This is a genomic window from Herbaspirillum sp. Her4 (genome assembly GCF_057961335.1).
Window position 1 is genome coordinate 4,968,792 of record NZ_CM176330.1, and the last position, 19,555, is coordinate 4,988,346.

Here is a 19,555-nt window from a genome sequence, read left to right on the forward strand (position 1 = left end):
GCTGCGGCGGGACCCTCCGCAGGAGGGCTGGCTCTTTGGGGTCGCCTTCTTTTGCTTACTTTTCTTGGCGAGACAAGAAAAGTGAGCGGCTGCCGGGCCGCTCCCGGCGCTCCGTTCCGCCCGGAGAGAGAAAGTAATTAAGCTAGAGCGCAGGAAGAAATTCCGTGCAGACTACCCAAAGCTCAACAACACGAAAACACCAGCATTAAGCAAACCTTAACGCAACACAAAACCAGCATTAACCGGACCTAAACCCTCCCAACAACCCCACCCGTCGCAGTCGTTAATAGGGCAAGAAAGGGACTCCCCCCTGTCACCTGCGCCGACCCGCAAGTCAAACACATCAACAAGGAAGCCAAGAAGGAGTCCAACATCATGCAAGAGCAAGCAACAGGCAAGACGCTGTTGATCAGGAACGCGCGCGTCCTGGTCACGATGAACGAGGGCCGTGAAGAGATCGCCGATGGTGCGCTTTACATCCGGGGCAAGGTCATCGAGCAGGTCGGCAAGACGGAAGATCTGCCGCAAGAGGCGGACGAGGTCATTGATGCCAGCCATCACGTGGTCATCCCGGGCCTGATCAACACGCACCACCACATGTACCAGAGCCTGACGCGTGCGATCCCCAGCGCGCAGAATGGCGAGCTGTTCAACTGGCTGACCAATCTGTATCCGATCTGGGCGGGCCTGACGCCGGAGATGATCCGGGTATCGACGCTGACGGCCATGGCCGAGTTGATCCTGTCGGGCTGTACTACCAGCAGCGACCACCTTTACATTTATCCCAACCAGACGCGCCTGGACGACAGCCTGGAGGCCGCTGCCCAGATCGGCATGCGATTCCACGGAGCGCGGGGTGCCATGAGCGTGGGCCAGTCCAAGGGTGGATTGCCGCCGGACCGCGTGGTGGAAGAAGAGCCTGCCATCCTGAAGGACACGCAACGCCTCATCGAGACGTATCACGACAGCCAGCGCCACGCCATGCAGCGCATCGTGGTCGCGCCCTGCTCTCCCTTCTCGGTCTCACGCGACCTGATGCGCGAGGCCGCCGACCTGGCGCGTCACTATGGCGTATCGCTGCACACGCACCTGGCCGAGAACGTCAACGACATTGCCTACAGCCGCGAGAAATTCAACATGACGCCGGCGGAATATGCCGAAGATTGCGGCTGGGTCGGCCACGACGTCTGGCACGCCCACTGCGTGCAGCTCGACGAGCATGGCATCGACCTGTTTGCCCGCACCGGCACGGGCGTGGCGCACTGTCCCTGTTCCAACATGCGGCTGGCCTCCGGCATTGCGCCCATCCGCAAGATGCTGGATGCGGGCGTACCGGTCGGCCTGGGCGTGGACGGCAGTGCGTCCAATGACAGTGCCCACATGCTGGGCGAAGTCCGCCAGGCCATGCTGCTGCAACGGGTCGGCTTCGGCCCCGACGCCATGACCGCGCGGCAGGCGCTGGAAGTGGCCACCCTGGGCGGTGCCAAGGTATTGAATCGCGACGACATCGGCGCGCTCAAGCCCGGCATGTCGGCCGACGTCGTGATGTTCGATACGCGCCAGATCGCCTTTGCCGGCGCACTGCATGATCCGGTGGCCGCACTCGTTTTCTGCACCCCGGCCAACGTGAACACCAGCATCATCAACGGCCGCGTGATCGTGCGCGAGGGACAGCTCACCACCATTGACCTGGGGGCGGTGCTGGAGCGGCACAATCGTCTTTCCCTGGAGCTGGCGCAGGCGGCGCGCTGAAGACCGCTTTCATTCCTGACTCTGCCACGACGGAGAACAGCATGAAGCCGCCCGGTGAATCACTGGACGGCTTCATCATTGTCGTGCCGGGCATCCGGAACAATCACCCCCACACCTCCGCCACCCGCAACAGATTGGTACTGCCCGGCTGCCCGAAGGGCATGCCCGCGGTGATCGCGATCTGGTCTCCCTGGCGCGCAAACCCTTCACGCACCGCCGCCTGGCAGGCCGCGCTGACCATCTGGCGCTCGTCATGCACGGCTTCGCTGATGGTGGAATGCACGCCCCACACCAGCGCCAGCCGCCGCGCCGTGGCCAGTTGCGGCGTGATGCAGAGGATGGGCGCAGCGGGACGTTCACGCGCCGCGCGCAGGCTGGTATGCCCCGAGCTGGTATAGGTCACGGTGGCGCTGGCCCCGAGGATGCCGGTGACGTCGCGCAGCGCCGCGCAGATGGCGTCGGGCCGGTTGCGTTCGGGGGTGGCGTATTGGGCCTGCATCAGGGTGCGATACAGCGGATCCTTCTCCACCTCCGCAATCACCCGGTCCATCATCGTGACCGCCTGCAAGGGATAGCTGCCATTGGCCGACTCGGCCGACAGCATCACCGCATCCGATCCATCATAGATGGCACTGGCCACATCCGAGACTTCGGCGCGCGTCGGCACCGGCGCGGCAATCATCGACTCCAGCATCTGGGTGGCGATCACGATGGGCTTGCCCTGCTGGCGGCAGGCGCGCAGGATGCGCTTTTGCGTGCCCGGCACGCACTCCGGCGGCAGCTCCACACCGAGGTCGCCGCGCGCCACCATGATGGCGTCCGACACTGCCACGATCTCATCGAGCCGCTCCAGCGCGGCCGGTTTCTCCAGCTTGGAGAGGATGGCCGCGCGGCCCGCCACCAGCGCCCGCGCCTCCAGCACATCCTCGGGGCGCTGCACGAAGGACAGCGCGATCCAGTCCGCGCCCATCTCCAGCGCGAAGTCCAGATCACGGCGGTCCTTGGCGGTCAGCGCGGGAATCGGCAAGACCGCATCGGGCACATTGACGCCCTTGCGATCGGAGACCACGCCGCCATTGACCACGCGCGTGCGAATGGCATGGCCATCGCTGGCTTCTACCTGCAGGCGCAGCTTGCCGTCATCGATGAGCAGGCTTTGTCCGGCTTGAATGGCCTCGAACAATTCAGGATGGGGCAGGCAGACGCGGCGCTGGTCGCCAGGAGAGGCATCACGGTCGAGGGTGAACACCTGCCCGGCCTGCAGCACTGCCCTGCCCCCGTCAAACTGGCCGATGCGCAGCTTGGGTCCCTGCAGGTCGGCCAGCACGCCGATGGGGCGGCCGACTTCGCGCTCCACCTGGCGCACGATCTGGTAACGCGCGTGATGATCGGCGTGGCTGCCGTGGCTGAAGTTGAAACGAAATACGTCAGCCCCGGCGTCGAAGAGCGCACGGATCATCTCCGGCGTGGCGCTGGAGGGACCGAGGGTGGCGACGATTTTGGCCTGGCGTAGTCGGCGCATGGAAATCCTCTTGTTCTGGTTGGATACAAAAAAACCGTTCGGACTGAGTAGATCCGCAGGATCGTATCGAAGGCGCGCAGTCGTCTGTGCGCCTTCGATACGCCGCATGCGCGGCTACTCAGTCCGAACGGGATGTGAAGTGAAGCCGAGGCGAAATACACGCAGTCTCACTTCACATTGACATCATCATTCGCTCAGGCCTTGGCGATCTCGTGATTGGACAGGATCTCCACCGCCCGGCACAGCGCCGAGTGATCCATCCCCGCCAGTCCATTGGCGGCGCAGGCGTTCATCAGCTCCTGGGCCGCGGCAGTATTGGGCAAGCTGATGCCCAATGCCTTGGCGCCTTGCAGGGCCAGGTTCAGGTCCTTCTGGTGCAACTCGATGCGGAAGCCCGGCGCGAAGGTCCGCTTGACCATGCGCTCGCCGTGTACTTCCAGGATGCGTGAGGAAGCAAAGCCGCCCATGAGCGCCTGCCGCACCCGTGCCGGATCGGCCCCGGCCTTGGAGGCGAAGAGCAAGGCCTCGGCCACGGCCTGGATGTTCAGGGCCACGATGATCTGGTTGGCGACCTTGGTGGTCTGGCCATCGCCGTTGCCGCCGACCAGGGTGATGTTCTTGCCCATCAGTTCGAACAGCGGCTTGACATCGTTGAAGGCCGATTCCGAACCGCCGACCATGATGGTGAGCGAGGCCGCCTTGGCGCCCACTTCACCGCCCGAGACCGGCGCGTCCAGATATTGGCAACCGAGCGCATTGATCTTCTGCGCGAACTCCTTGGTGGCGATGGGCGAGATGGAGCTCATGTCCACCACGATCTTGCCCGGCGACAGGCCTTCGGCCACGCCCTTCTCGCCGAAGAGAACGGCCTGCACGTGGGGCGTATCCGGCACCATGACGATGACGATGTCAGCGCGCCGCGCTACTTCCGCACCCGACGTGCAGACGGTGGCCCCGCCCTCCAGCAAGGGCGCCGGGGGATTTTTCTGGTCGTGCAGGTAGAGCTTGTGGCCGCCCTTCTGCAGGTTTTCCGCCATGGGTGCGCCCATGATGCCCAGGCCGATGAATCCAACTTTTGCCATGCTGTGTCTCCTCAAGAAAGATGAAATCCTGCTGTCATGTGTTCAGGCTGTCTGCAATCCGTGTTGCGCGATCCAGCCCAGTCCTGCAACGGTCCCGGCCTGCGGTTTGTATTCGCAGCCGATCCAGCCGCGATAGCCGATGGCCTCCAGCCAGTTGAACAGGTAGCGGTAATTGATCTCGCCGCTGCCGGGTTCACCGCGGCCGGGGTTGTCGGCCAGCTGCACGTGGCCGATCAGGGAGAGGTTGGCCTTGAGCGTGTTGGCCAGTTCGCCCTCCATGCGCTGCATGTGATAGATGTCGTATTGCACGAAGAGATTGTCCGAGCCCGTGGCCAGGATCAGTTCCACCGCCTGGCGCGTGGTGTTGAGGAAGAAGCCGGGAATGTCGAAGTGATTGATGGGCTCGATCAGCAGACGGATGCCCTGCTCCTTCAGGCGCGTGGCCGCGTATTTCAAATTGCCGACCAGCACCTCGCGCGCCGCTTCGCGCGAGACGCCCGGCGGCAGGATGCCGACCAGGCAATTGAGCTGCGGCACCTCCAGCGCGCGGGCATAGCGGATCGCCTCCTCGACCCCGGCACGAAACTCCGCCACGCGATCGGGATGGCAGGCGATGCCGCGTTCACCGGCGTCCCAGTTGCCGGCCGGGAGGTTGTGCAGGACCAGTTGCAGGCGATGCGTACGCAACTGTTCGGCAATCTGTTCCGGCGCGAAGGCATAGGGGAAGAGGAATTCCACTGCACGAAAGCCGGCCTGCGATGCGGCCTGGAAGCGTTCCAGGAAAGGCTGTTCGGTAAACAGCATGGTGAGATTGGCGGCGAGTTTGGTCATGCGAGTCTCCTTCGTTTTCAGTCGAGCAGGCTGATGGCGGTGGGCGCATCGTCGGCGCGCTCGGCCAGGGGTTCGAATTCATTGATGGCATCGATCTCGGTGCCCATGGCGATGTTGGTGACACGTTCGAGGATGATTTCCACCACCACTGGTACGCGGTATTCGGCCATCCAGCGCCGGGCCTGGGCGAAGGCATCCTGGATGGCATTGGGATCGGTGACGCGGATGGCCTTGCAGCCCAGGCCCTCGACCACGGCCACGTGGTCCACGCCATAGCCGTTCAGTTCGGGGGCGTTGATGTTCTCGAAGGCCAGCTGCACGCAGTAATCCATGTCGAAACCGCGCTGCGCCTGGCGGATCAGGCCGAGGTAGGAGTTGTTGACCAGCACGTGCAGGTAAGGCAGCTTGAACTGCGCGCCCACGGCCAGTTCCTCGATCATGAACTGGAAGTCATAGTCGCCCGAGATGGCCACCACCTTCTTCTGCGGATCGGCCGCCACCACACCCAGTGCGGCAGGAATGGTCCAGCCCAGCGGCCCGGCCTGGCCGCAGTTGATCCAATGGCGATCGCGATAGACGTGCAGGAATTGCGCGGCCGCGATCTGCGACAGACCGATGGTCGCCACATAGCAGGTCTCACGGCCGAAGGCGCGGTTCATTTCCTCATACACGCGTTGCGGCTTGACGGGCGTGTCATTGAAGTGGGTGCGCCGCTGCAGCGACTTCTTGCGCTGCTGGCATTCGGCCAGCCAGGCAGAACGGTCGGGCAGGCGGCCGGCGGTCTTCCACTCCTTGGCCACTTCGACGAAGAGTTTCAGCGCGGCACCGGCATCGCTGACGATGCCGTAATCCGGACCGAAGACGCGGCCGATCTGGGTCGGTTCGATATCGACGTGGACGAAGGTACGGCCCTTGGTGAAGACATCGATGGAACCGGTATGGCGATTGGCCCAGCGGTTGCCGATGCCGAGCACGAAGTCCGAGGCCAGCAGGGTCGCGTTACCGTAGCGGTGGCTGGTTTGCAGGCCGACCATGCCGGCCATCTGCGGGTGGTCGTCGGCAATGGCGCCCCAGGCCATGAGGGTCGGAATCACGGGGATGCCGGTGAGCTCGGCGAACTCCACCGCCAGTGCGGCCGCATCGGCGTTGACCACGCCGCCGCCGATGGTCAGCAGCGGACGCTGGGCCGCGTTAAGCATGTCGAAGGCCTTCTCGATCTGGGCGCGGGTGGCGGCGGGACGATAGACCGGGAGCGGCGCGTAGGTATCGGGATCGAAATCGATCTCGGCCATCTGCACATCGAAGGGCAGGTCGATCAGGACCGGGCCGGGGCGGCCGGAGCGCATGAGGTGGAAGGCTTGCTGGAACACGCGCGGCACCAGGGCTGGTTCGCGCACGGTGACGGCCCATTTGGTGACGGGCTTGGCGATGGATTCGATGTCGACGGCCTGGAAGTCTTCCTTGTAGAGCCGGGCGCGGGGGGCCTGGCCGGTGACGCAGAGGATGGGGATGGAATCGGCCTGGGCGGAATAGAGCCCGGTGATCATGTCGGTCCCGGCCGGCCCCGAGGTACCGATGCACAGCCCGATGTTGCCGGCCTTGGCGCGGGTATAGCCTTCGGCCATGTGGGAGGCGCCCTCCACGTGGCGGGCGAGGATGTGGCTGATGCCGCCGTGTTTCTTCAATGCCGAGTAGAAGGGATTGATGGCGGCGCCGGGCACGCCGAAGGCTTGCAGGCAGCCTTCCTTGACCAATACGTGCACTGCCGCGTCGACTGCTCTCATCTTTGCCATGCTCGTTCTCCAGGATGTCCGTTGGTGGATGTGTGATCGCTGGAGGCCATGCTAGTCATTACAAATCCGGATGATAAGTATCATCACAGTCCACTGATTACTGAGAAAAAGTATGGAAACATCCAAAAAGTATTGAATTACACTCAGGCCGGGAGGGATTGATGGACAAACTCAAGCAGATCGAAGCATTCGTGCTGGTGGTGGACAAGGGCAGCCTGGCGGCGGCGGCACTGGAAGACAAGGTGACGCCGGTGATGATGGGGCGGCGCATTGATGCGTTGGAGAAGCGTTTGGGCACCAAGCTCATGCATCGCACGACGCGGCATTTGACGTTGACCGAGCAGGGCAGCGTGTTCCTGGATCATTGCCGCAAGTTGCTGGAGCAGATGGACACGGCCGAGAAGAGCATTGCCGAGGGCCGGCACAAGGCCACGGGCCATCTGGTGGTCTCGACGCCGGCGGCGTACGGGCGGCTGCATGTGGCGCCGCATGCGCCGGCGTTTTTGGCGGCGCATCCGGAGGTGCAGATTTCATTCAATCTGACGGATCGCGTGGTCGATCTGGTGCGCGAGGGGTATGACCTGGGCATCCGCATTGGGGGGGCGATTGAGCCGAGTTTTGTGGCGGTGCGGTTGGCGAGCAACCGGCGGGTGGTGTGTGCGGCGCCGGAGTATTTGCATCGTCATGGTGTTCCGCGCACGCTGGATGATCTGGCGCAGCACAACTGCCTGGCGTTCAATTTGCAGGGTGGGCAGCAGCGCGGATGGTATTTCCAGCAGAACGGCAAGCCGGTGATTGCCAAGGTACAGGGTAATCTTGATTGCAACGATGGAGAATTGCTGCATCGTTGGGCCAGTGAGGGATTGGGGCTGGCGTGGCGGTCGACGTGGGAGATCCAGGCGCAATTGGCGTCGGGGGAGTTGGTGACGGTGTTGGATGAGTATGCTTTGCCGCATTACGACATCATGGCGGTGTATCCGCAGCAGCGGCATTTGCCGGCGAAGACGCGGTTTTTCATTGATTACTTGAAGGACGTTTACGGGCAACAGGATTACTGGAATCGGGCGCGGAAGGTGTGAAACAGGGGACGGTGCGCCTTCGATACGGCCCTGACGGGCCTACTCAGGACGAACGGGCGTCGATAAAACAAGGGCAAAACCAAAGCCGACGAAGCCGCAGGCGAGTACGGCCGAGGCCGCAGGCGAGCGAGAAAGGGCGAGGCCGCAGGCGAGCGAGAAAAGGCGAGGCCGAAGGCGAGCCCGTGGGGGGGTGTCCCCATAGAGCCAGCCGCCGCAGCGGAGCGAAAAGTGGATCAGAAGGATAGTGGGAGCGAAGCGACTCTATCCTTCCCACTTTTCGCTTCGCTGCGGCGGGGACCCTCCGCAGGAGGGCTGGCTCTTTGGGGGTCGCCTTCTTTTGCTTACTTTTCTTGGCGAGACAAGAAAAGTGAGCGGCTGCCGGGCCGCCCCCGGCGCTCCGTTCCGCCCGGAGAGAGGAAATAATTAAGCTAGAGCGCAGGAAAGCATTCCGTGCAGACTACCCAAGCAAGCAAGCAATCAAACAAACAAGCAAGCAAGTAAATAATTTCCCCAAAACAACAAACCCCACCCCAAAAAGCCCCCGCAAGATAAAACTGGCAAAATCTCGCCTGCGAAACACAAGATTCCATACCTCCGTGTCACCAATGCGCAGCAACAATCTCCAGCGCCAGCGCTGATTTCCGCCGAAAATCCCACTTATAACTCCAGGTTAATAATGGCTATGTGCCATCCCTTACATCCCTCAGATGAAATTCAACGACATTAGCAACGCTGCCAAAACAATGCGAAAAGCACCCCCACCAGCACCGCCCATTTTTTGCCTGCCCCCGGCCCTGACGCATGCTCAAGCGCATGCACAGCGCCAATGCCAGGCAAGTTTTCCGGCGCATAAAAACGGACCAAACGGAGACAACCCACAATGAACGCCTTGAACAAGTTCTTCCGCCTGGAAGAGAACGGCACCACCGTCCGCACGGAGTTGCTGGCCGGCCTGACCACCTTTTTGACGATGGCTTACATCATCTTCGTCAACCCCAGCATTTTGGGCGATGCCGGCATGCCCAAGGACTCGGTGTTTGTGGCCACCTGTGTGGCGGCGGCGGTGGGCACGCTGATCATGGGCCTGTATGCCAACTATCCGATTGGCCTGGCCCCTGGCATGGGCTTGAATGCCTACTTTGCCTATGCCGTGGTCAAGGGCATGGGTTTCCCGTGGCAGGCTGCGCTGGGCGCGGTGCTGATTTCGGGCTGCCTGTTCTTGCTGGTGAGCGTGCTGCGGGTACGTGAGCTGATCATCAAGAGCATCCCGCAGTCCTTGCGCACGGCCATCCCGGCCGGCATCGGACTGTTCCTGGCGATCATTTCCCTGAAGAGCGCCGGCATCGTCGCTGCCAACCCGGCCACCTTCGTCACCCTCGGCGACCTGCACCAGCCGGCCCCGGTGATGGCCATCATCGGCTTCCTGGTCATCGTGGCGCTGGACCGATTGAAGGTGCGTGGCGCACTGCTGATCGGCATCCTGCTGGTGACGGTGCTGTCCTTCGTCTTTGGCGGCAACCATTTCTCCGGCATCTTCGCCGCCCCGCCCTCGATCGCCCCGACCTTCCTGCAGCTGGACATCAAGGGTGCCATTTCCATGGGCCTGTTGAATGTGGTGCTGGTGTTCTTCCTGGTCGAGCTGTTTGACGCCACCGGCACGCTGATGGGCGTGGCCACCCGTGCCGGCCTGATGAAGGACGGCAAGATGGAACGCCTGAACAAGGCCCTCATGGCCGACAGCACCGCCATTGTCGCCGGCTCCCTGCTGGGCACCTCCTCCACCACCGCCTACATCGAAAGCGCTGCCGGCGTGCAGGCCGGTGGCCGCACCGGCCTGACTGCGGTCGCCATTGCCGTGCTGTTCCTGCTGTGCCTGTTCATCGCCCCGCTGGCCGGCGTGGTCCCGGCTTATGCCACGGCACCGGCGCTGTTCTTCGTGGCCTGCCTGATGCTGCGCGAACTGGTGCACATCGACTGGGAAGACACCACCGAATGCGTACCGGCCGTGATCACCGCACTGGTGATGCCCTTCACCTACTCCATTGCCAATGGCCTGGCACTGGGCTTCATCAGCTATGCCGGATTGAAGCTGCTGACGGGTCGTATGAAGGATGTATCAGTGGTAATCTGGATCATCGCCGCGATCTTCCTGTTCAAGATCATCTACCTCGGCGGTGAATGAGCGGCCAAGCGGCCTCATGAAGTAAAAGGAAAAATCGAAGAGGCAGCCCGGTAACAAACCGGCCGCCTCTTCGGGATCGTGACAAGAGGGAGCCCGACAATCGTTCGCAACAATCATCCGCGGACAATCGGTTTCCTCTTTTGACGACCCCGGCACGTTTCTTGAATGCCATCTGGCCACGGGAGACACCACAGGCCGGCCACCGCCCCAAGCGGAGGTGCCGCCTGAAAGCAGATCCAACAACAAGAAGCACGCCCCACGATACGCCCTGGAGCGCGCCATAAAGCAGTCTGTTTTGTAGACAATCCAAATTCGAGTAAAGCCAAATGCCAGAGACCACCCGCCCCATCCAGTTCTACTTTCGCGGCCAGACCCACGAAGTAGCAGGCCAACCCACGACCCGCACCGTTCTGCAGCATCTGCGCGAGGACCTGCATTGCACCGGCACCAAGGAAGGCTGTGCCGAAGGCGATTGCGGGGCCTGCACCGTGGTCGTGGGTGAACTGCGCGATGACCAGCTGGAACTGAAGACGGTCAATGCCTGCATCCAATTCCTGCCGACGCTGGACGGCCGCGCCTTGTTCACCGTGGAAGACCTGAAGCAGTCCGACGGCTGCCTGCATCCGGTGCAGCAGGCCATGGTGGAATGCCATGGCTCGCAATGCGGCTTCTGCACGCCGGGCTTCGTGATGTCGCTGTGGGGCCTGTACCTGAAGCATGACAAGGACGGCATCACGCCCGACAAGCGCGAGATCGACGATGCCCTCTCCGGCAACCTGTGCCGCTGCACCGGCTATCGTCCCATCATCGATGCAGCGCGCCGCATGGGCGAACTGCCCAAGGTCGAGTTCGACCGCGAGGCCGTCAAGTCCGCCCTGCGCGCCATCGACCAGGACACGCCGCTGGCCGTCACGCATGCCGGCCAGACCTTCCACGCCCCGCGCACCCTGGCACAGCTGGTGCAACTGCGCGCCGACCTGCCCAAGGCGCGCATCCTGGCCGGCTCCACCGACGTGGGCCTGTGGGTGACCAAGCAGATGCGCGAGCTGGGCGATATCGTCTATATTGGCCGCGTGGAAGAACTGCGCGCCATGCAGGTGCAGGACGGCATGCTGGAGATCGGGGCCGGCGTCTCGCTGGAAGAGGCCTATGCTGAAGCCGCGCGCCACTATCCGCAAGAGCTGTCGGAACTCTGGCAGCGCTTCGCCTCCCTGCCCGTGCGCAATGCCGGCACGCTGGGCGGCAACGTCGCCAACGGTTCGCCCATCGGCGACTCCATGCCCTGGCTGATCGCTCTGGGCGCGCAGATCGTGCTGGCCAGCGTACGTGGCCAGCGCGTCATGCCGCTGGAAGATTTCTACCTGGCTTACCAGAAGTCGGCCCTGCAGCCCGATGAAGTGGTGCAGGCCGTGCGCATCCCGCTGCCGCGCAAGGACCTGCGCTTCCGGGTTTACAAACTCTCCAAGCGCTTCGACCAGGACATCTCTGCAGTCTGTGCCGCCTTCGCGCTGCGCATGGAGGGCGACACCATCGCCGAGGCGCGCATCGCCTTCGGCGGCATGGCCGCCACCCCCAAGCGCGCGGCCCACGCGGAAGCGCTGCTGCAGGGCGGCGCCTGGAGCGAAGCGCAAGTGCAGGCGGCCATGACCGCACTGGCACAGGATTACGCACCGCTGTCGGACATGCGGGCCAGCGCCGCCTATCGCTTGCGCACGGCGCAAAACCTGCTCTATCGCTATTGGCTGGAAACGCGCACCGATGCGCCCCTGGCACGCCAGGATGTGCGCGCCTTCGCGGTCAGCGCCGCGTGAAGCCCCTGGACCGAACCTGCAGGAGAACCGCATGAACAAGCAAACCGAACAATTCCTCAACACCTTGGTGCAGCCGCCCAAGGACTGGGCCACCGTGGGCAAGCCGCATCCGCATGAATCGGCGATCCTGCACGTGACCGGCGAAGCCACCTACACCGACGACATCGCCGAACTGCACGGCACCCTGCATGCCGCGCTGGGCCTGTCGCAGAAGGCCCACGCGCGGGTGCGCGGCATCGACCTGGAGAAGGTCAAGGCCGCGCCGGGTGTGCGTGCCGTCTTCACCGCCGCCGATATTCCGGGCGAGAACGAATGCGGTGCCATCATCCACGACGACCCGGTACTGGCCGATGGGCTGGTGCAATACGTGGGCCAGCCGGTCTTCATCGTGGTGGCCGACAGCCATGACCAGGCCCGCCGCGCGGCGCGCCTGGCCGTGATCGACTACGAAGAACTGCCGCCCATCCTGACCCCGCGTGATGCCCATGCGGCGCAATCCTACGTGCTGCCGCCGATGCATCTCTCGCGTGGCGAACCGGCGGTGGCGCTGGCGCTGGCACCGCACAAGCTGCGCGGGCAGTTCGATGTGGGCGGGCAGGAACAGTTCTATCTGGAAGGACAGATCTCCTATGCCATCCCCAAGGAGGGACGCGGCATGCACGTGTATTGCTCGACCCAGCACCCGAGCGAAATGCAGCACCACATTGCCACCGTCCTGAAGCTGGCTTCGCACGATGTGCTGGTGGAATGCCGGCGCATGGGCGGCGGCTTCGGCGGCAAGGAATCGCAATCGGCGCTGTGGGCTTGCGCTGCGGCCGTTGCAGCGGCCAAGCTGCGGCGCCCGGTGAAACTGCGCGCCGACCGTGACGACGACATGATGGTCACCGGCAAGCGCCACTGCTTTGCCTATGACTACGAGATCGGGTATGACGACGACGGGCGCATCGTCGCGGCCAAGATCGACATGATCTCGCGAGCCGGTTTCTCGGCCGACCTCTCCGGCCCGGTGGCCACGCGCGCAGTCTGCCACTTCGACAATGCCTACTATCTCTCGGACGTGGAAATCCACGCCATGTGCGGCAAGACCAACACGCAATCCAATACCGCCTTCCGTGGCTTCGGCGGACCGCAGGGTGCGCTGGCCATCGAATACATCCTCGACGACATCGCCCGCAATCTCGGGCGCGATCCGCTGGAGATCCGCCGCAACAATTTCTACGGACCCAGCGATGCCGAGGGACCGGAGGCACGCAACGTGACCCACTATGGCCAGAAAGTGGAAGACAACGTCATCCACGGCCTGGTTGATCAGCTCGAACGCAGCAGCCGCTACCAGGAACGCCGCCGCGCCGTGGCCGAGTTCAATGCGGGCAGCACGGTATTGAAGAAGGGCCTGGCGCTCACGCCGGTGAAGTTCGGCATTTCCTTCAACGTGCCGCACCTGAACCAGGCCGGCTCGCTGGTGCACGTCTATACCGATGGCTCGGTGCTGGTCAATCACGGTGGTACCGAGATGGGCCAGGGCTTGAACACCAAGGTCGCGCAGGTAGTGGCCAATGCCCTGGGCGTGCCGCTGGAGCAGGTGCGCTGCACCGCCACCGATACCAGCAAGATCGCCAACACCTCGGCCACCGCCGCCTCCACCGGCAGCGATCTCAACGGCAAGGCCGCGCAGGACGCCGCCCTGCAGATCCGCGCGCGGCTGGCCGATGTGGCGGCTCGTCATTTTGGCGTGGAGGCCGCAACAGTGCGCTTTGCAGATGGCCTGGTGCTGGCGGGAGAGCAATCCCTGCCCTTCGTCGAGCTGGTGATGAAGGCTTACCTGCAACGGGTGCAGCTGTGGTCCGACGGTTTCTATTCCACACCCAAGGTGCATTGGGATGCCAAGCGCATGCACGGCCATCCCTTCTTCTATTTCGCCTATGCGGCGGCGGTGTCGGAAGTGGTGATCGACACCCTCACCGGCGAATGGAAACTGCTGCAGGCCGACCTGCTGTATGACGCCGGCGAAAGCCTGAACCCGGCGCTGGACATCGGCCAGGTCGAAGGCGGTTTCATCCAGGGCATGGGCTGGCTGACCACCGAGGAACTGTGGTGGAACAAGGACGGCAAGCTGATGACGCATGCCCCTTCCACCTACAAGATCCCGGCCATCTCGGATTGTCCGGAAGCCTTCCGCACGGAACTGTATGCCAACAGCAATGTGTCCGACACCATCCACCGCTCCAAGGCGGTCGGTGAGCCGCCGCTGCTGCTGCCGTTCTCGGTGTTCCTGGCGATCCGCGATGCGGTCTCGTCGGTAGGCGCGCATCGCATCAATCCGCCGCTGCGCGCACCGGCCACCAGCGAGGCCATCCTCGATGCGGTCGATGCCGTGCGCGCGGCCACGCTGACCCAGTAATACGCGCCGGAGAAACATCATGAGCACATGGTTGAGCGCATTACGTCTGATGCAGCAGGACAGCATCCCGGCAGTGCTGGTGACGGTGGCGCAGATCCAGGGATCAACGCCGCGCGAGCCGGGGGCGCGCATGCTCTACACCGCCGAGGGCCAGTTCGACACCATCGGCGGTGGCCACCTCGAATGGCGTGCGGCGCAGATCGCGCGGGCCATGCTGGCGGCGGATTCCGACGCGCTGGCCGATCAGCGACGGCTGGAACGCATCGCGCTCGGGCCGAGCCTGGGACAGTGTTGCGGCGGTGTGGTGTTTCTCTGTTTCGAGCGCATCGATACCGAGGCTACCTCCCTGCATACCTGGCAGGCGCTGGAGCAGGCGTGGTGCAGCGGCACTGACCGCTGGCGCGCCTTGCCGCTGGATCACGACGCGCCCCAGCAACTGCTGGAGAACGATGCATCTGACCTCGGCCTGCCGCCGCAGGTCATTCGTCACGCGCGCCAGACACAACTGGTGCGCGATGACCAGGGCCGCCGCTGGCTGCTAGACCTGTGCCGGGCACATCAGCCGCAGGTGGTGCTGTTCGGCGCCGGGCATGTGGGAGCGGCCATCGTCAAGGTCTTGTCGACCCTGCCTTGCCGGGTGCTGTGGGTGGATGAGCGCGAGGACATGTTCCCGCCCGGCCTGCCGCCGCAGATCCGCATCGAGGCCACCGACGTGCCCAATGCCGCGGTCGACATGGCCGAACCCGGCGCGTATTATCTCGTGATGACCCACAGCCACGCCCTCGACCAGCAACTGAGCGAACGCATCCTCAAGCGTGAAGATGCGGCGTGGTTCGGGCTGATCGGGTCCATCACCAAGCGCAAGCAGTTCGAGCATCGCCTCTCGGAGCGCGGTTTCTCGGCGGCGCAGCTGGAACGTATCACCTGCCCCATCGGCATCCCCGGCATCTATGGCAAGGAACCGGCCAGCATCGCCATTGCGGTGGTGGCACAACTGATGCAACTGTGGGAACTGCGCTTTACCCAACCCAAACCCAAGGCATGGCCACTGAGTCTGGCCACACACGCTCTGGACGGCAGAGGCTGAAGGAACACCCTGCCGTCACCCCTTCCGGGAATCCTGTCGACACGTTTTGGCTGATCGCACCGGATTCCCCTTCGATTCCACTCTCGCAACACGGAAAGCATCGTCACGACCATGCCTTCCAGTATGATGACCACTGAATCGACGGCCCGCGCCCGTGCGCGCGGCGCCGCCTGCATCGAGGAAACACCATGAGCCCATCCCTGCAAGCCTACCGCGCCAGCCTGCTGTATTTCACCAACGATCCCGCCTTCGACGAACACGCCACGCAATGGCACAGCGATGGCCTGCTGCTGGTACAAGACGGCAAGATCCAGGCCGCCGGCGACTACGCCACGCTGGCCGCCACCCTGCCGCCCGGCACCGTCATCGAAGACCTGCGCGGCAAGATCCTTTGCCCCGGCTTCATCGACACCCACATCCACTATCCGCAGACCGACATCATCGGTTCGCCCGCACCGGGCTTGTTGCCCTGGCTGGACAACTACACCTTCCCGGCCGAGCGCCGCTTCGAGCAGCCGGAACACGCCTCCGAGGTGGCCGATTTCTTCCTGGCCGAACTGCTGCGCAACGGCACCACCAGTGCGGCCGTGTATTGCACGGTGCATCCGCAGTCGGTGGATGCCTTCTTCGCCGCCAGCCATGCACGCAACCTGCGCATGGTGGCCGGCAAGTGCCTGATGGATCGCAATGCGCCGGATTTCCTGCGAGATACGGCCGAGTCGGGTGTGCGCGAGAGCGAGGAGCTGATCGGGCGCTGGCACAACAAGGGCCGCCAGCATTACGCCATCACCGTGCGCTTTGCACCGACCTCCACGCATGAACAGATGAAGCTGGCCGGCGAGCTGGCAGCGCAATATCCGGACACGTATATACAAACCCACGTGGCCGAAAATACGGACGAAGTGAAATGGGTGAAGGAGCTCTATCCCGATGCCCGCAGCTACCTGGACGTGTATGACGGCTACGGCCTGATGCGCCAGCGTGCGCTGTATGCGCACTGCATCTGGCTGGACGACCAGGATCGCGCCCGCATGGCGGCCACGCAGTCGGCCGCCACCTTGTGCCCGACGTCCAACCTGTTCCTGGGCAGCGGCCTGTTCGATTTTGCCCGTGCCGATGCGGCGCGCGTGCCGCTGTCGCTGGCCACTGACGTTGGGGGCGGCACCAGCTTCTCGATGCTGCAGACCATGAACGAGCTCTACAAGGTCGCCCGCATGGGCGGCACCTACCTGCCGGCGCAGCGCATGTTCTATCTGGCTACGCTGGGCGGTGCCCGCGCGCTTCAGCTGGAAGGTACCATCGGCAGCTTCACGCCGGGCTGTGACGCCGACTTCATCGTGCTGGATCCGCAGGCCACACCCTTGCTGGCGCGCCGCAGTGCTACCACCGACAGCCTGGAGGAACAATTGTTCGCACTGGCCATCCTGGGTGACGACCGTGCCATCGCTGCGACGTATTCGGCGGGGGTGCGGGTGCATCAACGCTGAAATCGTTCATATCGGCCCCATCGCGGGGAAAGCCGGGCTTGCCGTAGTGGTGAGCCCGTTTTTTTTGGACTTGATCGGCAGGCGATTTACCGTCAAGCCACCTTGCACGTCTGAATCCCCTCAGCGCGGCTGATAAAGATAAAGGAAAGCCTCCACCGCCCGCTCCGCCGAAGTCCGCAGCTGATCCGGCGGGATCTCGGTGACCACATTGAGCATGCGCACGTCCATCCATTCTGCTTCGATCAGCGCGCGGAACTGCATGGCGGCAATCCAGGGATCGCCCACATGCAGCTTGCCCTCGTCCATCTTGACCTTCAGAAAATCGGCAATGCGCGTCCAGCCACGTTTGGGTCCGCGCTCGTACAAGAGCGGCCCCAGTTCCGACTTGCCGGCGTAATACATCCCCAGCCGCTTCACCGCCACAATCTCCGGCCGGAACACCACGCCCAGATAATGATTCGCCAGCCGCAATAAACCTGCGCGTACTTCGTCTTCGTTACGCAAGGCCATGAACAATTCTTCAAACTGGCAACCCACCTGCTTGATCATCACCTCCACGAAGATCTCTTCCTTGGAGCTGAAATAGTTGTACAGCGTGGCCTTGGAGCCCCCGATACGGGCCGAGATTTCCGCCATGGAGGCGCCTTCGAACCCGATTTCGTTGAATACCTCGGCAGCGATGTCGATCATCTGCTGCCGCCGTTCTTCACTCTTCTTGCGCATGATTGTCCTGTAATGCCGGCCAGAAAACCGGCCAATCCCGAATTATAGGCGACGATGCCGCCGAAAGCCGCCTGATTGCCATCAAATCGCGGCCAAAAAAACTGTTGCGGCAATGCCGCGAAAAGACGAGCAATTTATCGCAAAGCGCCTTGACACTTCATGAAAGCGAATACTATACTGAACTGTACAGTTTTTAAACATCAAAATTCAGATTCAGTCGTTCACTCCACTCTCCACGCAAATGAACAAGAACTCATCTCTCCCCGACCAGCGCGCGCCCTATCCGGCGCTGCGGTCCGAGCGGCCTACCCTGCCGTGGCGGCGGACGGCGGCGGTCTCGGCGGCCGTGCTGACAGCGGCGCTCATGGCCGGCTGTGCTTCCTTCACCGATCTCGGTGCGCGCGCCGAACCCAAGTCCATCGACCAATACCAGAGCACCCAGACCCTGGCCGCCACGGCCGTGCAGACCGCCTGGCCGAGCGACCAGTGGTGGACGGTCTACGGTGACACCCAACTCAACGGCCTCATCGCCGAAGCCCTGCAAAGCGCGCCCTCCATGGCGGTGGCCAAGGCCCGCCTGATGAAGGCCGAGGGCACGGCCCAGCAGCAAGGCGCGGCGCTCTATCCGCAGGTGAGCGGCAATGCCTCGCTGGATCGCATGAAGCAGTCCTACAACAATGGCGTGCCGCCGGACTTCGTGCCCAAGGGCTACAACAACGAAACTCGCGCCACGCTGGATTTCAGCTACGAAATCGATTTCTGGGGCAAGAACCGCGCCGCGCTGGCGGCGGCCACCTCCGAACTGGAAGCCAGCCGGGCCGATGCCGCCCAGGCGCGCATCACCCTGGCCACCTCGATTGCCTCTGCCTACGCCGACCTGGCCCAGCTCTACGCCCAGCGCGATACCAATGAAGCCGCGCTCAAGGTGCGTGAAGAAACGCTGGACCTGTTCAACCAGCGCTTCACCAACGGCCTGGAGACACGCGGCTCGGTCAAGCAGATGGAAGCGCGCCGCGCCATTGCCCAGGCCGACCTCAAAGCCACCGACGAATCCATCGCCCTGCAACGCAACAAGCTGGCCGCACTGGCCGGGGCCGGCCCGGATCGCGGCCTGCAGCTGGCGCGTCCGCAGATCGATCTGTCCAAACCCTTTGGCTTGCCCGCGCAACTGCCGGTGGAACTGCTGGGCCGCCGTCCCGACATCGTGGCCGCACGCCTGCGTGCCGAAGCGGCCGGCAAGCAGATCAAGGTGGCGCGTGCTGCCTTCTATCCGAATGTGAACCTGTCGGCCTACTTTGGCTTCCAGTCGCTGGGCATCGACATGCTCACCCGCAGCGGCTCCGACATCGGCAGCTTCGGCCCGGCGATCTCGCTGCCCATCTTCAATGGCGGCCGCCTGCGCGGTCAGTTCCGCTCGGCCAGCGCCAGCTATGACGAAGCCGTGGCCAACTATGACCAGGCCGTCACCCAGGCCCTGCAGGATGTGGCCGACGTCGGCGTGAGCGAGAAGGCCCTGGCCGGACGACTGCAGGACGTACAGGCCGCAGCCGACGCTGCCGAAGAGGCCTATCGCATCGTCAGCAACCGCTACAACGGCGGCCTCAACACCTACCTCGACGTGCTCAATGCGCAGGACACGCTCATCAGCAACCTGCGCCAGCTCTCCGACCTGCGCTCGCGCCTGTTCACCCTGGATGTCGCGCTGGTGCGCGCCCTGGGCGGCGGCTACCGCGCCGCCGACGACAGCAAGAGCCAAGACAGCGCCACCGCGCCCCACACCGAACAGCAAGCGAAAGGTTGAACAT

At 63.5% G+C, this 19,555-nt stretch carries 13 protein-coding genes; 8 read left to right on the top strand and 5 right to left on the bottom strand.

Annotated features, from left to right (window positions below; translation table 11 throughout):
- The first annotated feature begins 375 nt into the window (after positions 1-375).
- A complete protein-coding gene (locus ACWFUC_RS22530) occupies positions 376-1,752 on the top strand; it encodes an 8-oxoguanine deaminase (protein ID WP_489623364.1) in 1,377 nt (458 codons plus the stop codon).
- 103 nt (positions 1,753-1,855) lie between these two features.
- On the opposite strand, the gene pyk is transcribed toward ACWFUC_RS22530, so the two are convergent.
- The 4 genes from pyk to gcl all read right to left on the bottom strand — a co-directional run bounded on the left by pyk (position 1,856) and on the right by gcl (position 6,980).
- Positions 1,856-3,274: a pyruvate kinase gene (pyk, locus tag ACWFUC_RS22535; protein WP_489623365.1), complete on the bottom strand. Its 1,419-nt coding sequence runs from the start codon at positions 3,272-3,274 to the stop codon at positions 1,856-1,858.
- Between the two features lie 194 nt (positions 3,275-3,468).
- Positions 3,469-4,356 (bottom strand): 2-hydroxy-3-oxopropionate reductase, encoded by an 888-nt coding sequence (locus tag ACWFUC_RS22540; protein WP_343724619.1) that lies wholly within the window; start codon positions 4,354-4,356, stop codon positions 3,469-3,471.
- A gap of 42 nt (positions 4,357-4,398) precedes the next feature.
- Positions 4,399-5,187, bottom strand: a complete 789-nt coding sequence (hyi, locus tag ACWFUC_RS22545) for a hydroxypyruvate isomerase (RefSeq protein WP_489623366.1) — start codon at positions 5,185-5,187, stop codon at positions 4,399-4,401.
- 17 nt (positions 5,188-5,204) lie between these two features.
- Positions 5,205-6,980, bottom strand: coding sequence for a glyoxylate carboligase (gcl, locus tag ACWFUC_RS22550; RefSeq protein ID WP_489623367.1), 1,776 nt, complete (start codon positions 6,978-6,980; stop codon positions 5,205-5,207).
- A gap of 161 nt (positions 6,981-7,141) precedes the next feature.
- On the opposite strand from gcl, the gene ACWFUC_RS22555 reads away from it, so the two are divergent.
- The 6 genes from ACWFUC_RS22555 (at position 7,142) to guaD (ending at position 17,027) form a co-directional block, all read left to right on the top strand.
- On the top strand, positions 7,142-8,059 hold the full coding sequence (locus tag ACWFUC_RS22555) for a LysR family transcriptional regulator (protein WP_489623368.1): 918 nt from the start codon (positions 7,142-7,144) through the stop codon (positions 8,057-8,059).
- An 880-nt stretch (positions 8,060-8,939) separates the two neighbouring features.
- Complete coding sequence (locus ACWFUC_RS22560) at positions 8,940-10,241, top strand: NCS2 family permease (protein WP_039784743.1); 1,302 nt, start codon at positions 8,940-8,942, stop codon at positions 10,239-10,241.
- A gap of 326 nt (positions 10,242-10,567) precedes the next feature.
- The gene (xdhA, locus tag ACWFUC_RS22565; RefSeq protein ID WP_489623369.1) at positions 10,568-12,052 is read left to right on the top strand and encodes a xanthine dehydrogenase small subunit; all 1,485 of its coding nucleotides are present in this window, start codon (positions 10,568-10,570) and stop codon (positions 12,050-12,052) included.
- A gap of 31 nt (positions 12,053-12,083) precedes the next feature.
- On the top strand, positions 12,084-14,453 hold the full coding sequence (gene xdhB, locus ACWFUC_RS22570; protein ID WP_489623370.1) for a xanthine dehydrogenase molybdopterin binding subunit: 2,370 nt from the start codon (positions 12,084-12,086) through the stop codon (positions 14,451-14,453).
- 19 nt (positions 14,454-14,472) lie between these two features.
- Complete coding sequence (gene xdhC, locus ACWFUC_RS22575; protein ID WP_489623371.1) at positions 14,473-15,540, top strand: xanthine dehydrogenase accessory protein XdhC; 1,068 nt, start codon at positions 14,473-14,475, stop codon at positions 15,538-15,540.
- A gap of 188 nt (positions 15,541-15,728) precedes the next feature.
- A complete protein-coding gene (guaD, locus tag ACWFUC_RS22580) occupies positions 15,729-17,027 on the top strand; it encodes a guanine deaminase (RefSeq protein WP_489623372.1) in 1,299 nt (432 codons plus the stop codon).
- 120 nt (positions 17,028-17,147) lie between these two features.
- Here guaD and ACWFUC_RS22585 read toward each other — a convergent pair whose 3' ends face one another.
- Positions 17,148-17,750, bottom strand: coding sequence for a TetR/AcrR family transcriptional regulator C-terminal domain-containing protein (locus tag ACWFUC_RS22585; protein ID WP_311433549.1), 603 nt, complete (start codon positions 17,748-17,750; stop codon positions 17,148-17,150).
- A gap of 241 nt (positions 17,751-17,991) precedes the next feature.
- Here ACWFUC_RS22585 and ACWFUC_RS22590 point away from each other — a divergent pair, with 241 nt between their 5' ends.
- Positions 17,992-19,551, top strand: a complete 1,560-nt coding sequence (locus ACWFUC_RS22590; protein ID WP_489623373.1) for an efflux transporter outer membrane subunit — start codon at positions 17,992-17,994, stop codon at positions 19,549-19,551.
- The last annotated feature ends 4 nt before the right edge of the window (positions 19,552-19,555 follow it).

What these genes read in the sequence shown, in the direction of transcription:
- ACWFUC_RS22530 (WP_489623364.1), top strand. Translation starts at nt 376, where the DNA reads ATGCAAGAGCAAGCAACAGGCAAGACGCTGTTGATCAGGAACGCGCGC.
- pyk (WP_489623365.1), bottom strand. Translation starts at nt 3,274, where the DNA reads ATGCGCCGACTACGCCAGGCCAAAATCGTCGCCACCCTCGGTCCCTCC.
- ACWFUC_RS22540 (WP_343724619.1), bottom strand. Translation starts at nt 4,356, where the DNA reads ATGGCAAAAGTTGGATTCATCGGCCTGGGCATCATGGGCGCACCCATG.
- hyi (WP_489623366.1), bottom strand. Translation starts at nt 5,187, where the DNA reads ATGACCAAACTCGCCGCCAATCTCACCATGCTGTTTACCGAACAGCCT.
- gcl (WP_489623367.1), bottom strand. Translation starts at nt 6,980, where the DNA reads ATGGCAAAGATGAGAGCAGTCGACGCGGCAGTGCACGTATTGGTCAAG.
- ACWFUC_RS22555 (WP_489623368.1), top strand. Translation starts at nt 7,142, where the DNA reads ATGGACAAACTCAAGCAGATCGAAGCATTCGTGCTGGTGGTGGACAAG.
- ACWFUC_RS22560 (WP_039784743.1), top strand. Translation starts at nt 8,940, where the DNA reads ATGAACGCCTTGAACAAGTTCTTCCGCCTGGAAGAGAACGGCACCACC.
- xdhA (WP_489623369.1), top strand. Translation starts at nt 10,568, where the DNA reads ATGCCAGAGACCACCCGCCCCATCCAGTTCTACTTTCGCGGCCAGACC.
- xdhB (WP_489623370.1), top strand. Translation starts at nt 12,084, where the DNA reads ATGAACAAGCAAACCGAACAATTCCTCAACACCTTGGTGCAGCCGCCC.
- xdhC (WP_489623371.1), top strand. Translation starts at nt 14,473, where the DNA reads ATGAGCACATGGTTGAGCGCATTACGTCTGATGCAGCAGGACAGCATC.
- guaD (WP_489623372.1), top strand. Translation starts at nt 15,729, where the DNA reads ATGAGCCCATCCCTGCAAGCCTACCGCGCCAGCCTGCTGTATTTCACC.
- ACWFUC_RS22585 (WP_311433549.1), bottom strand. Translation starts at nt 17,750, where the DNA reads ATGCGCAAGAAGAGTGAAGAACGGCGGCAGCAGATGATCGACATCGCT.
- ACWFUC_RS22590 (WP_489623373.1), top strand. Translation starts at nt 17,992, where the DNA reads ATGAACAAGAACTCATCTCTCCCCGACCAGCGCGCGCCCTATCCGGCG.